13 protein-coding genes are annotated in these 12827 nt (G+C 70.0%); 7 read left to right on the top strand and 6 right to left on the bottom strand.

What is annotated here, in order from left to right:
- Nucleotides 1–88 precede the first annotated feature (88 nt).
- Both HL658_RS05145 and HL658_RS05140 read right to left on the bottom strand, forming a co-directional pair.
- Nucleotides 89–1255: a GNAT family N-acetyltransferase gene (locus HL658_RS05145; protein ID WP_180280864.1), complete on the bottom strand. Its 1167-nt coding sequence runs from the start codon at nt 1253–1255 to the stop codon at nt 89–91.
- Nucleotides 1252–1710: a winged helix-turn-helix domain-containing protein gene (locus HL658_RS05140; RefSeq protein ID WP_425485320.1), complete on the bottom strand. Its 459-nt coding sequence runs from the start codon at nt 1708–1710 to the stop codon at nt 1252–1254. Before HL658_RS05140 ends, HL658_RS05145 begins: the two co-directional genes overlap by 4 nt.
- A 140-nt stretch (nt 1711–1850) precedes the next feature.
- Here HL658_RS05140 and HL658_RS05135 point away from each other — a divergent pair, with 140 nt between their 5' ends.
- From HL658_RS05135 to HL658_RS05120, 4 genes are read left to right on the top strand one after another with little or no spacing between them, the layout of a single operon-like run.
- Entirely contained in the window at nt 1851–2243 is a 393-nt protein-coding gene (locus HL658_RS05135; protein WP_180280863.1) for a DUF350 domain-containing protein, read from the top strand.
- 26 nt (nt 2244–2269) lie between these two features.
- Nucleotides 2270–3436 (top strand): glutathionylspermidine synthase family protein, encoded by a 1167-nt coding sequence (locus HL658_RS05130; RefSeq protein ID WP_180280862.1) that lies wholly within the window; start codon nt 2270–2272, stop codon nt 3434–3436.
- Nucleotides 3437–3469: 33 nt separating this feature from the next.
- Nucleotides 3470–4096, top strand: a complete 627-nt coding sequence (locus tag HL658_RS05125; RefSeq protein ID WP_180280861.1) for a DUF1190 domain-containing protein — start codon at nt 3470–3472, stop codon at nt 4094–4096.
- A complete protein-coding gene (locus HL658_RS05120; protein ID WP_180280860.1) occupies nt 4096–5298 on the top strand; it encodes a glutathionylspermidine synthase family protein in 1203 nt (400 codons plus the stop codon). The genes HL658_RS05125 and HL658_RS05120 overlap by 1 nt, the downstream gene beginning before the upstream one ends.
- A gap of 97 nt (nt 5299–5395) precedes the next feature.
- Here the strand turns inward: HL658_RS05120 and HL658_RS05115 are convergent, their stop codons facing one another.
- Nucleotides 5396–5857, bottom strand: coding sequence for an Hsp20 family protein (locus HL658_RS05115; RefSeq protein ID WP_180280859.1), 462 nt, complete (start codon nt 5855–5857; stop codon nt 5396–5398).
- 231 nt (nt 5858–6088) lie between these two features.
- On the opposite strand from HL658_RS05115, the gene HL658_RS05110 reads away from it, so the two are divergent.
- Complete coding sequence (locus HL658_RS05110; RefSeq protein WP_343055014.1) at nt 6089–6505, top strand: DUF1465 family protein; 417 nt, start codon at nt 6089–6091, stop codon at nt 6503–6505.
- A 101-nt stretch (nt 6506–6606) separates the two neighbouring features.
- Here the strand turns inward: HL658_RS05110 and rpmE are convergent, their stop codons facing one another.
- Complete coding sequence (gene rpmE / locus HL658_RS05105) at nt 6607–6831, bottom strand: 50S ribosomal protein L31 (protein WP_180280858.1); 225 nt, start codon at nt 6829–6831, stop codon at nt 6607–6609.
- A 169-nt stretch (nt 6832–7000) separates the two neighbouring features.
- On the opposite strand from rpmE, the gene HL658_RS05100 reads away from it, so the two are divergent.
- Nucleotides 7001–8839, top strand: coding sequence for an ABC transporter transmembrane domain-containing protein (locus HL658_RS05100; RefSeq protein ID WP_343055013.1), 1839 nt, complete (start codon nt 7001–7003; stop codon nt 8837–8839).
- Nucleotides 8840–8977: 138 nt separating this feature from the next.
- Here HL658_RS05100 and bfr read toward each other — a convergent pair whose 3' ends face one another.
- Together bfr and malQ are read right to left on the bottom strand one after the other, a co-directional pair.
- The gene (gene bfr / locus HL658_RS05095; protein WP_180280856.1) at nt 8978–9457 is read right to left on the bottom strand and encodes a bacterioferritin; all 480 of its coding nucleotides are present in this window, start codon (nt 9455–9457) and stop codon (nt 8978–8980) included.
- Between the two features lie 270 nt (nt 9458–9727).
- Nucleotides 9728–11914: a 4-alpha-glucanotransferase gene (gene malQ, locus HL658_RS05090; protein ID WP_180280855.1), complete on the bottom strand. Its 2187-nt coding sequence runs from the start codon at nt 11912–11914 to the stop codon at nt 9728–9730.
- Between the two features lie 608 nt (nt 11915–12522).
- Between malQ and HL658_RS36590 the strand changes: the two genes are divergently transcribed.
- On the top strand, nt 12523–12827 hold a 305-nt coding region (locus tag HL658_RS36590; protein WP_211109657.1), incomplete at its 3' end, for a hypothetical protein.

Raw genomic sequence — 12827 nt, 5'->3', positions numbered from 1 at the left:
ATTGTAGAAGGTAACCCTTAACCGACAGTTTTATGTGTCACTCGGCCGCAGGCCATTGACGCGGATCAATTCTCTTTGTTGACGAATGTCAGAACTGATCGGCCATCCAGGGCCGCGGACCGGCGAAGAGCTGCTCCGCCCGCATGATCGCATCGTCCGAACCCTCGACCAACCCGACCGCCCGAAGCGCGCTTGGCGACCTGTGACCGGTGTAGAGGGGGGCGAGTGCGGCAATATGCAACGCCACGTCGGCAGCACCCTGCGACGGCAACCGCTCCACCCGCCCACGCCCCGCTGCCGGCGTCAGGCGGAAACGGCCGTGGTTGGCGGGGAGAAGCGGGTCGGTCACGTCGAGCACCAGCGACTCGCTCGCACGGGACGGGTAACCACGGCACGTCAATGCCCGCTCCACATCCACCACGCGCAGCATCCATTCCTCATACTGGACCGGCACCACGCCGCTGTCGTGGGCGAGGAGGGCGAGCGGGTCGTCCGGCCCGCCGCACCAGCAGACACGGTCCACCTGCGCCCGGTAGCCGGCGAGAAAGGCGAGCGCCTCGGCCACGGCGCGGCGGCCGGCGACACACTGATCCGGCACCAGGAGCCGGCGCTCCCGCGGCGGCAGCACCGCGGCGTATCCACCGGGTCCGTCGGCACCCGGCAGCAGGAACAGATCGGCGGTGCCCTCCCCCAGCGGGTCGAGCCGCAACGCCCACAGCGCCTCGCTGCGCTCCAGCATCCCGTTGGCAAGCGCCGGACCGGTGCGCCGCAGCGCCGCCAGCGCGCCGAGGTCGGGCGGCACCTGCCGGGTCGGGCGCGCCACCGAGTGCGGGCCGGCCAACGCGGCCGGCGGCGCGCTCCATTCGATGCGCACGCCGGCGGGGCCGTAGCCCGCCCGGGCGTAGAGCGGCCGGGTCGCGGGGTAGAGGATCGACAGCGCACGGCCCGCGCCACGCGCCTCTTCCAGCATCGCCCGGACCAGGGCGGAGCCGGTGCCGGTGCCGCGGGCAATCGGGTCCACGGTCACGCAGGCAACGCCGCGCGCGGGCACCGGGCGGCCACCGAACCACTGGTCGACGTCGAAGACGGCGGCGCAGGCCGATATGTCCCCATCCCGGCGCAACACCCGCAGCGCCGCTGTCCCGAACAGCGCGCGGTACCGCTCGAAAACGTCGCCCGCCATGCCGAAGCCCTGGCGCACCAGATAGTGCACGGCGCCCAGGTCGCCATCGGCGCAGACGTCGTAGCCGGTCACGACGCACGGCAGGCGAAGCGGCGTTCACCCTCCGGCACATCGCAGCCACCACCGACCGCGGACTCCTGAAGCCGGGCGAGCCGGGCCGAAACGGCTTCGTGCGCCTCCGCCTCGATGGCCCGGTACTCGTCGATGAGGGTGCGGCCAAAGGCCGTCAGCTCGGCGCCGCCGCCCTTCCGGCCACCGGCGCTGGCGCTGACCACCGGCTCCCGGAAGAGCTGGTTGAGGTCGTCGATGAGAAGCCAGGCGCGGCGGTACGACATCTCCAGCGCCCGCGCCGCCGCCGAGATCGAACCGGTGTCGCCGATCAGCTCCAGAAGCCGGATCTTGCCCGGCCCCACGCTGCCGGAGGGTGAGAAGTCGATGCGCAAACGCAATCTGGCCATGGCCGCCGCGGGCTCGTCGCTGTTGTTCGGTCCGTGATACCAACAGACCAGCGGGAAGAACAGCGGCACGCCACACTCTCGGCGTCCCACCACGCCGCGTCGGGCCGGCCGCATTCGATGAGATGGTGGTAGGCCCCCTTCCCGACTTGTGCGACGGGCGCCGGGCAACCATCATGCGGCCGCGACACAAACCTCCCCGGCCGGAGATCATGCTGGAGACCCTGCCTCTGTATCTGGGCTATGTGGCGACTTCGGTCGCGTTGCTGGTCCTCTTCACCGCCATCTACACGGTCATCACCCCGTACCACGAGCTGACGCTGATCCGGGCGGGCAACAAGGCCGCCGCCTTCAGCCTGGGCGGGGTGGTGATCGGTTTCGCGCTAGTGCTGGCCAGCACGGCGGCGCACAGCGTCAACCTTCTCGATCTCGCGTTGTGGGGTGCCGTGGCGATGGTCTGCCAGATCGCGGTGTTCTTCGGCGTGGCGATGCTGCTGAAGGGCTTCCGCGCCGGCATCGAGGCGGGCAACGAGGCGTTCGGGCTGGCGCTCGCCGCCATGTCGGTGGCGGTGGGACTGATCAACGCCGGCGCGGTTACGTACTGACTAGGGAACGCTGGCGGACAAGCGAGATGCGGCGAATCATCATGAAGGCCCGGGCCGACTGGCGGCCGGGATTGCGGAAGTATCCCTACGGCGTGCGCGCCATGGGGGCGGGTGCGCGGTGGCGGGAGGATGTCCGCTACGAGTTCACCGCCCAGCAGATCGACCTGATCGAGAGCGTCGCCGACGAGCTGTACGGCATGCTGCGCGAGGCGACGCGCGCCGCGGTGGAGGGGCGCCTGTTCCAGCCGCTGGGCATCCGGCCCGAGGCGGCGCGGCTGGTCGAGGCGTCCTGGCACGATTACTGGGCCGGCGGCCGCTTCAACGAGCGGGCGGGCGGGCTGGTGTGCCGCCTGACCCTGGCCTATGACGGGCGCGACTCGGTCAAGCTGCTGTCCTGCAACGCCGACTGTCCGGAGGGGCTGTTCGCCGCCTCGGTCATCCAATGGAACTGGCTGGAGGCGATGTTCGCCGACTCCGACCAGTTCAACGGTCTGCACGAGGCGCTGGTCGAGCGCTGGGAGGAGTTGGCGCGCGGCGCCGCCGGCCGCGACCACTTGCACCTGACCTGCCTGACCCCCGACCCGGCGCGGGAGGGAGAACTGGTCTACCTCGCCGCCACGGCGGAGGAGGCGGGGATCGGCGCCAGCCTGCTGCCCATCCAGTCGATCGGCTGGGACGGACAGCGCTTCCGCGGGCTGGAGGGCGAGGCGATCGGCTGGCTCGCCAAGCAGTACCCGTGGGAGGCCATGGTGGACGACGCCTTCGGCCAGCATCTGCGCACCGGCGGGATGGCGGTGCTGGAGCCGCTGTGGCGCTGGGTTCCGTCCAACCACGGCATCCTGGCGCTGCTCTGGCACCTCTACCCGCAGCACCCCAACCTCTGCCGCGCCGGCGCGGACGAGGCGGCGCTGGGCGGGGCCGAAGCCATCACGGTGCGCACCCATCTGGGGCTCGACCACGCCGCCACACGCATGTCCGAGCACGGGCAGGTCGTCGCCGACACCGGCCCGTCGGAGAATCCGGGCGGTTTCGTGTGGTTCGAGACTCCCCATATCTTCCACCAGGAGGGCACCCACGCGGTGCTCGACTGCTGGATCGTCGGGGACAAATGCCTCGGCATGTCCGTCCGGGAATCCGAGGATCCGCGCGTGGGGCCGGAGTCGGCGATCGTGCCGCACCTGTTCCGCGCGTGACATCATGACGAGGTCGCCCATGACGAGGTCACCATGAAACGCTCCGCCCGCATGAAGCTGCTGCTGATGGGATCGGCCACGCTGGCGCTGACTGCCTGCGACGACACCCAGGAGGTCACCAAAGCGGGCGTCTACGACACCGTCGAGCAGTGCCTTGCCGACGGCGTCTACAGCGAGGGCTATTGCCGCGACGCCTACAAGGGCGCCACGGAGCAGCATGCGGCCGTCGCCCCGAAATACGCGAACGTCCAGGAATGCGAGGCCGATTTCGGCCCCGGCCGCTGCCAGGTTGCCCCGAACGGGGCGGTCGCCGTCGACGGCCAGCAGGCGTCGGGCGGCGGCGGGTCCTTCTTCATGCCGCTGATGACCGGGTTCCTGGTCGGCCAGCTTCTGAACAGCGGCGGCCGCTCCTACTACGGCCAGCCGCTCTACCGGCCCTATCAGGGGACGTCGGGTCCCGGCGGGGCCGGGGGCTGGGGCAGCTACCGCACGGCGCAGAACGTCGATGTCGGCGCCCGCACCGGGGCGGTGGACGTGACGCGCTCCACCCTCCAGGCGCCGCCGGCGCGCACCACCACCATCTCCCGCGGCGGCTTCGGTGCACGCGCCACGTCGGTCGGGGTGGCCTCGCCGGGCCGGTCCGTGTCGGTCGGCGGCTGATGCGCCGCATCGCCGTCCCTCCCCGCCACGACTGGACGGCGACGGCGGAGCGGCACGGCTTCACCTTCCACACCATGTACGGCGCCCCCTACTGGGTGGAGGACGCCGCCTACGCCTTTACCCTGCGCGAGATCGAGGCGGATCTGGAGGCGCCGAGCGCCGAACTGTGGGCCATGTGCCTGGAGGTCGTGCGACGGGCGGTGACGGATGACGAAATCCTGGCCTCCCTCGCCATCCCGCGGGACTGGTGGGACGCGGTGGCTTGGTCCTGGCGGCGGCGCGACCGCGACGTCTACGCCCGCTTCGACCTCGCCTATGGCACCGGCGGGCCGGCCAAGCTGCTGGAATGCAACGCGGACACCCCGACCTCCGTCTACGAGGCGGCCTTCTTCCAGTGGCTGTGGCTGGAGGAGGCGCGGTCGCGCGGCCTGATTCCCGCCGACGCCGACCAGTTCAACACGGTGCAGGAGGCGCTGATCGACGGCTTCGCCTCGCTGCAACCGCTGTGGGGTCCCTGCGCCGGGCCTCTGCTGAACCGCCACACCCTGCATTTCGCCAGCGTCCGCGACAACGATGAGGACCACGGCACCATCCTCTACCTCCGGGACTGCGCCCATCAGGCGGGGCTGCGCACCGCGGTGATCGCCATCGAGGACATCGGGGTGGACGCCACCGGCCGGCTGACCGACCTGGAGGACCGGCCGATCCTGGCGCTGTTCAAGCTCTATCCCTGGGAATGGCTGGTGGAGGAGCCGTTCGGCGTGCATCTGCGTGGGCCGCACGCGCCGATGGTGGTGGAGCCGGCCTGGAAAATGGTGCTGTCCAACAAGGGGCTGCTGGTCTGGCTGTGGCGGATGTTTCCGGGCCATCCCAACCTGCTGCCGGCCGCCTTCGCCGGCACGCCGGACGCCGCGACTGTCGGTCCCCGCGTCGCGGTGAAGCCGCTGCTGTCGCGTGAAGGCGCCAACGTGCGCCTACTCTCCCCCGACCTGCCCGGCGGCGTCCTTGACGAGGACGGCCCCTATGGCGCGGAGGGCTTCGTGGTGCAGGAACTGCACCCGCTGCCGGTGTTCGACGGGCGCCACCATGCCGTTGTCGGCTCCTGGATCGCCGCCGGCCGCGCCTGCGGCATCGGTGTGCGTGAGGATGACGGGCCGGTGACCAAGAACCTCAGCCGGTTCGTGCCGCATATGATCCTGTAGGGGCTGGGGGTGTCGCCTCGGGCCCCCACCGCAAAAACAAAAGGCGCCCCGCCGGGTTGGCGGGGCGCCGTCATCCGTTCGCTGGCGCGACGCGGGGTTACGCGGCCTGCTGGGTGAGGACCGGCTTGCCCTGGGCCTGGGTCTCGATGCGGATCGTCCGGGGCTTCATCGCCTCCGGGATCTCGCGGGCCAGATCCACATGGAGCAACCCGTTCACCATGCTGGCACCCGTCACCTTGATGAAGTCGGCGAGCTGAAAGCGGCGCTCGAAAGCGCGCCCGGCAATACCCCGGTAGAGGAATTGGCCGGTCTCCACCTCCTTCTTAGCTTTCCCAGTGATCACCAGGGAGTTCTGCTGAGCGGTGATCTCGACATCCTCCGGGCCGAAGCCGGCGACGGCCATGGTGATCCGGTAGGAGTCCTCGCCGAGTTTCTCGATGTTGTACGGCGGGTAGGAAGCGGTCGCGTCGTCGACGCTCGTGGCACTCTCCAACAGGCGGGAGAGGCGGTCGAAACCGACGGTGGAACGGAACAGCGGCGAAAGGTCGTAGGCACGCATGACATATCCTCCATCAGAGCGATATTGCGATCGGAGACCACGCAAAACGTCGGCCCCCTGTCCGTCATTGCCGAAGAACCCCAATCGGGCATCCCCCGGCGTGCGTATAGGTGGGAAGGGCCATCCGCGGTTCAAGAGGGTGGAAATCGCGGAATTGCCTGGAACATTCTTTGTTAATCAGTTGCGGCCACGGTCACGCTTGGGCCTGGCGGCCGAGGGAGGGCACCGGTCGTGACACAACGCTCGACCTTTTTCTTCAACGGACCCTACGACGAGACGATGGCGCTGCTCATCGAGGCGAGGAACTACATCGCCTATCACGAGAGCATCGACCAGCGCCGGCTGCCGCCGCACGTCCGCCTCCAGGTCAGCTACGAAAGCATGCGTGTCACCAGCCGCCTGACCCAGGTGATGGCGTGGCTGCTGGCTCAGAAGGCCGTGCACGCAGGCGAGTTGACCATCGCCCAGATGGCGTCGGAGGATTACGCCCTGTCCGGCGGCGACATCTGCGCCGACCCGACCGGTCCGGAGAACGAGGAACTGCCGAACGGCCTGCGCAGCCTGCTGGAGCGCAGCCACAGGCTGTACATGCGCGTCGCCCGGCTGGACGAGATGGTGCGGGACGAGGCGGCGCGCGCGGTCGGCTGACGCGTCGCCCGCGGCCCCCCAACACAAGAAGAACCGCCAGCACGAAAAGGGCGCCCCGGAACCCCGGGCGCCCTTTTCGTACCGTCAAAAAGCGGCGACGCTTACTTCTTCAGGCCGAAGCTGGCGAAGCGCTTGTTGAACTTCGCGATCTGGCCGCCGGTGTCGAGCAGCTTCTGCACGCCGGTCCAGGCCGGGTGGGACTTCGGATCGATGTCCAGACGCAGCGTGTCGCCCGCCTTGCCCCAGGTGGAGCGCGTCTTGAACGTGGAGCCGTCGGTCATCACCACGTTGATCTCGTGGTATTCGGGATGGATGTCAGCTTTCATTGGCCTGGTTCCTGCAAAAACGAGCCGGGGTTATAGCGAAGCGGGGCCGCGGATGCAACCGCTTCCCGTGCATCGCAGCGGCCCGGCGCCTTGTTGGGGCCGGTTCGGGCTGCTATACCGGGCCGCCGGCGCATTCCTGGACCGGCGCAGAGAAAGGCCGGCTCCCTTGGTGTTCCGCGGTTCCACGCGAGACGAATCGCCCCTGAAGCCCGGCAGCGGCAGCGAACCCGAGCGGCGTCGCGACCTGTCGCCGCTCCGCCGCCTGCTGCCCTTCCTGAAACCCTACCGGCTGCAGATGGCCGGGGCCGGCATCGCCCTGACCGTGGCGGCGGCCACCGTCCTGGGACTGGGCCAGGGCATGCGGGTGCTGGTGGACCAGGGCTTCACCGCCGGCGACAGCGGCCTGCTCGACCGTGCGCTGCTGGTGCTGCTGGCGGTCATCGCGCTGATGGCGGTGTCCACCTACGGCCGCTTCTTCCTGGTGTCGTGGATCGGGGAGCGGGTGGTCGCCGACCTGCGCAAGGCGATCTACGACCATGTGCTCACCCTCAGCCCCGGCTTCTTCGAGACGACGCGGACGGGCGAGGTGATGTCGCGGCTGACCACCGACACCACGCTGTTGCAGGTGGTGGTCGGGTCTTCCGCCTCCATCGCGCTGCGCAACCTGCTGCTCTTCCTCGGCGGCACGGCCATGCTGCTGGTCACCTCGCCCAAACTCACGGGCCTGGTGTTCCTCGTGGTGCCGCTGGTCGTGTTCCCGATCATCCTGTTCGGACGACAGGTGCGCAGGCTCTCGCGCGCCAGCCAGGACCGGATCGCCGACGTCGGGTCCTTCGTGGACGAGACGCTGTCCGCCATCCGCACCGTGCAGGCCTACACCCACGAGGCCCTCGACCGCATCCTGTTCGGCAAGCGGGTGGAGGAGGCGTTCGACGTCGCCATCCGGCGCGTGCGGGTGCGGGCGGTGATGACGGTCATCGTCATCGTGCTGGTGTTCGGGGCCGTCGGCATCATCCTGTGGATCGGCGGGCACGACGTGCTGGCCGGCCGGCTGACGCCGGGCGAACTGTCGGCCTTCGTCATCTATTCGGTGGTCGTCGCCGGCTCGGTCGGCGCCATCAGCGAGGTGATCGGGGATCTCCAGCGCGCCGCCGGGGCGACGGAACGGCTGTTCGACCTGTTGGCGACCGAGCCGGACATCCGCGCACCCGCACAGCCGACTGCCCTGCCCGCCCCGTCCCGCGGCGCCGTGGCGTTCGAGGGTGTGCGCTTCCATTACCCCTCGCGACCCGACGGGGCTGCGCTGGAGGGCTTCACGCTCGACGTGGTGCCGGGGGAGACGGTGGCGCTGGTGGGACCGTCGGGCGCTGGCAAGACCACCGTGTTCCAGCTTCTGCTGCGCTTCTACGACCCGCAGGCGGGTGTGGTGCGGGTGGACGGGGTGGACGTGCGCGCCGCCGATCCGGTGGACGTGCGGCGTCGCATCGGCCTGGTGTCGCAGGACCCGATCGTCTTCTCCGCCGATGCCATGGAGAACATCCGCTACGGCCGTCCGGACGCCAGCGACGCCGAGGTGCGCGCCGCGGCCGACGCCGCCAATGCCACCGAGTTCATCGATGCACTGCCGGAGGGTTTCGCCACCTTCCTGGGCGAGCGCGGGGTGAGGCTGTCCGGCGGGCAGCGCCAGCGCATCGCCATCGCCCGCGCCATCCTGCGCAACCCGCCCATCCTGCTGCTGGACGAGGCGACCAGCGCACTCGACGCCGAAAGCGAGCGCATGGTGCAGGACGCGCTCGACAAGCTGATGGTCGGCCGCACGACGCTGATCATCGCGCACCGCCTGTCCACGGTGCTGAACGCCGACCGCATCGCGGTGATGGAGCAGGGCCGCATCGTCGCCACCGGCACGCACGCCGACCTGATGCGCCAGGGCGGCCTCTACGCGCGGCTGGCGTCGCTCCAGTTCGACCGGAGCGGCGATGGCGCGCGCAGCGCGGCGGGGGATTGAGGAGAGGGGTTTCGCGCAGGACCCCCACCTCGACCCTCCCCCACGGCGCGGGGGAGGGAGAAACAGAAAACCCTCCCCCATCGGCAGATGAGGGAGGGCTTGGGTGGGGGCGCATCGCCCGAACGCGGATCCGACGGATCAGCTCTCGTCGCCGTACATCTGCTGCTGCATGTAGCCCTGGACGCCGACGCGGTTGATCAGATCGAGCTGGGTCTCCAGCCAATCGATGTGCTCCTCCGTATCCTCCAGGATCTTCTCCATGATCTCACGGCTCTGGTAGTCCTTGACGGACTCGCAGTAGGCGATGGCCTCCTGCAGGCAGGTGCGGTTGTGGCTCTCGATACCGAGATCGCTGGTCAGCATCTCCGGCAGATCCTCGCCGATCTTCAACTTGTGCAGATCCTGGAGGTTCGGCAGGCCTTCCAGGAACAGGATGCGCTCGATCAGGTAATCGGCGTGCTTCATCTCGCCGATCGATTCCTCGTAGACCTTCTTCGCGATCCGCTTCAGGCCCCAGTTCTTCAGCATGCGGGCGTGCAGGAAGTACTGGTTGATCGCCGTCAGCTCGTTGGTGAGGATTGTGTTGAGATGGCGGATGACCTGTTGATCGCCCTTCATGGTGGATGCTCCCGCTCTCGGCTGGTTGACCGTTCCTGACGGCCGGATCGAAGATTGGGACAACTCTAAACAATCACCTTCACACGCGGAAGCACTTTTACTGTCTGAGAATCATTCTCACAGAGCAAACCGCTACGAGCACTGCAATTGCGAACAATAATCACTGAGGAATTGCGTGTCCCTGATAAAGCAACCTGGAGATTGGAACAATCAATCGGAGCACTGTTCCTTCCGTGACTGTTCCATCTCCGCCCATGGCACGGCCGCGCTTCAGCCCGGTCCGACGCGCTCGGCACGCAGGACCGCCGCCAGCGCGGTTACGCCGTCGTCGCCGGGCAGTTCCTCGACGGCAAGGCGGAGCCGCCGCCGCCAGTTCGGGTGCTGGTCCGTGGTACCGGGAAGGTTGGGCTGCTCGTCCTCGCACAGGGCGTCTTCGATCTGCACCATGGCGATGGCACCGGGGGAGCCGGCGAGAAAGCGGTGGACCGCCTCCGACAGCGGGCGCGACCAGGGCTGGTCGCCCTCGTCGTTCGGGTAGGCGGGCGGCCGCAGCCCCTCCCGGTTCAGGGCGCGCAGCAGGCGCCAGCGGTCGGCCCCGCGGTCCCAGGCGTCCTTGTCGCGGGCGGCCGCGTCGGGATAGAGGTCGAGCCGCACCCGCCAATCCAGGTCGCGCCCCTCCCAGAAGCCCTTGAAGGTGGCGAGATCGTGGGTCGATACGGTGACCATGGAACGCCGCGGATAATCGTCCGGCGGCAGGAAGTCGCCCGCAGCGTCCCGCTCGAAATACAGCACGCGGTAGCTGAGGATGCCGGCGTCGTGCAGGGCCGGGCGGAAGCCATCCGGCACCGTGCCCAGATCCTCGCCGATCACGACGCAGCGGTTGCGCACCGATTCCAGCGCCACGATGCGCAGCAAATCCTCGAAGGGATACTCCACATAGGCGCCGTCGGAGCCGTCGGCGGGGATCCAGAACAGGTGCTTCAGCGCCATCACATGGTCGATGCGCAACGCCCCGGCGTGGCGCATGTTGGCCCGCAGCGCCTCGATGAACGGCTCATAGGCGGTCTCCACCAGCCCCACGGGGGACAGCGGCGACAGCCCCCAGTTCTGGCCCTTCAGGTTGAAGGCGTCGGGCGGGGCGCCGACGCTGGCGCCCTGGACCAGCCCGGTCCGGTCGCTCCACGCCGCCGCTCCGCCAGGGTTCACGGCCACCGCCAGATCGCGGTAGAAGCCGATGCCGAGCCCGGCTTGCCGACCCACCTCGGCCGCCGCGCCGAGTTGCCGGTCGGCCTCCCACTGCAGCCACTCGTAGAACAGCACGCGCTCGGTGTGCTGCCCGGCAAAGTCGGCGACCGCCGGACTGTCCGGATCCTGGAACTCCGCCGGCCAGCTCTGCCATGACCAGAGCTGCGATTCGCCGAGGAAGAAGTGCTCGTGCAGCGCCTCGAAGACGGCGTGGCGGCGCAAGGCCGGGCCGATCTCCGCACGGAAGCGGTCGAAGGCGGCGGCGCGTTTCGTGGACAGGTCCAGGTGACGCGCCCGGAAGGAGTGGAAGAGCGTCTCCAGAACCGGCATCTTCAGCCGCGACACCGCGAGGTAATCGACCAGTTCCGCCTCGCGCGCCGCGACGATGGCATGACGGAAGGCGTCGCCGGCCAGCATGGCGCGCGCCTCCTCGCACTCGGCGAGGTCGGGCACCGCCTCCACATCGATGTAGAGGATGTTGAGGAAGCTGCGGCTCGATGGGGAATAGGGGCCGAAATGGCCGGGGTCGGCGGGGAACAACGCGTGCAGCGGATTCAGCCCGACCAGCGTCGCCCCAAGCTTGCCGGCCGTCCGCGCGAAGCGGCCGAGGTCGTCGAAATCGCCGATGCCCCAATCGGTGGCGCTGCGCAGCCCATAAAGCTGGAGCCCGACGCCCCAGCAACGCCCGCCCTGCGGCGCGACCTCCTCCGGCAGCACGCAGCGCTCCGGCGCCACGATCACCCGCATTGAGGTCGGCTCCCCACCGCCCAGCGACACCGTGAGCGTGTGATAGCCGAGGCCGGGCTTGACCGGAAGAAGCAACGACCGTCGATGGTGGGCCACGCCGTCCACATCGCGCCGGTCGATGTCGGCGACGGCCGCAAAGGGGATGTCGCCGCGGTGGACCGCCCCACCCTCCTCCGTGAGGGTCCAGGCGAGCATGGCGCCATCGAAACCGATGCGCGCCGCGACCGGAACAGTGATCGGCGCCCCCTCGGTCACCACCGTCACCGGTGGCAGCAGGCGGCTCCACGCCCGCTCCTCCAGCGTCCGCAGGCTCTCCGCCACCTCGGCGTCGGTGCCGGCGCCGAGGCCCATCGCCGCGATCAGGGCGCGCTTGGTGGCGTCACCGGTGTCGCGGCGGGCGCCGAAGATGTCGTGGAAATACGGCTCGATGCCGACAAGGGCCGCCAGCCGGTCCAGCTCGCTCATGCACGCTCCCTTCGCTTGCTCGTCCTGCCGGCGGAGCACCGGGGCGGACATGATCCACCACTGTACGCCGGGCCGGCAGGATTCCGTGAGCGCGAAGGAAGGCCGTCTCCTCGCCTTGCGGTCAGCCGCCCTGTGCCGGGGCGGTGGTTGCCGGAGCCGGCTCGGACGCGGCCGGCGGAGCGGGTGTTACCGGCACCGGCGGAACCACCGGAGCGGTCGCCGGCGTACCGGCAGGTGCCGCGTCCGGAGCCGGCTGCGGCGGTGCTGCGGCCGGCGCTTCAGCCGGTGCCGGCATCGAAGTCGGAGTCGGGGCCGGCGCCGCGGGCTCGGTGGACGCCGGCGCTGCCGCTGGTGCGGACATCGGAGCCGGTTCGGCAGGGGGCGGTTCGGCCGGGGTCGGGACCGCGGTCGAAGCCGGCGCCGCGACAGGCGCCGGATCGGCGGGGACGACCGGCGGGACCGGCGCGACCGCCGGCCCCGCCGGGATGGGCTCGGCGGCGGGAGCCGGCGCAGCCGGAGGCACAACCATAGACGGCGCCGCCGGTTCGGCCGGCGCAGTGACAGGAGGCGTCGGCACGACCACCGGGACGGCCGGAGGTTCGGCCGGCGTGACGACGGGAGCGGTCATCGGAGCGGAGGCTGCCGGGGGTTCCGCGGGAGCAGCGACCGGGGCCGGCGGCGCGGCCGGTTCGGCCGGCGCGGCGACCGGGGCCGGAGCCGGAGGCTCGACGGGCGCAGCCGCCGGCGCCGGAGCGGCCGGCTCCACCGGTGCGGTGGCCGCGGGCGCGGGCGTCGCCGGAGGCTCGACGGGCGTCGCCATAGGGACGGGAGCCGAAGCGGCCGGCTCCACCGGTGCGGTGGCCGCTGGCGCGGGCATCGCCGGCGGCTCGGCGGGCGCAGCCGCCGGCGCCGG

Origin of the sequence: Azospirillum oleiclasticum, from assembly GCF_013423485.1 — a bacterium.
In the GTDB taxonomy this organism is placed as follows: domain Bacteria; phylum Pseudomonadota; class Alphaproteobacteria; order Azospirillales; family Azospirillaceae; genus Azospirillum; species Azospirillum oleiclasticum.
This window is presented reverse-complemented; position numbering and strand designations above follow the sequence as displayed.

Bases quoted from the DNA above. Each gene is read 5' to 3' on its own strand.
- bfr (WP_180280856.1), bottom strand. From the start codon at position 9,457: ATGAAGGGCGATCAACAGGTCATCCGCCATCTCAACACAATCCTCACC.
- HL658_RS05135 (WP_180280863.1), top strand. From the start codon at position 1,851: ATGCTGGAGACCCTGCCTCTGTATCTGGGCTATGTGGCGACTTCGGTC.
- HL658_RS05125 (WP_180280861.1), top strand. From the start codon at position 3,470: ATGAAACGCTCCGCCCGCATGAAGCTGCTGCTGATGGGATCGGCCACG.
- HL658_RS05120 (WP_180280860.1), top strand. From the start codon at position 4,096: ATGCGCCGCATCGCCGTCCCTCCCCGCCACGACTGGACGGCGACGGCG.
- HL658_RS05115 (WP_180280859.1), bottom strand. From the start codon at position 5,857: ATGCGTGCCTACGACCTTTCGCCGCTGTTCCGTTCCACCGTCGGTTTC.
- HL658_RS05130 (WP_180280862.1), top strand. From the start codon at position 2,270: ATGCGGCGAATCATCATGAAGGCCCGGGCCGACTGGCGGCCGGGATTG.
- rpmE (WP_180280858.1), bottom strand. From the start codon at position 6,831: ATGAAAGCTGACATCCATCCCGAATACCACGAGATCAACGTGGTGATG.
- malQ (WP_180280855.1), bottom strand. From the start codon at position 11,914: ATGAGCGAGCTGGACCGGCTGGCGGCCCTTGTCGGCATCGAGCCGTAT.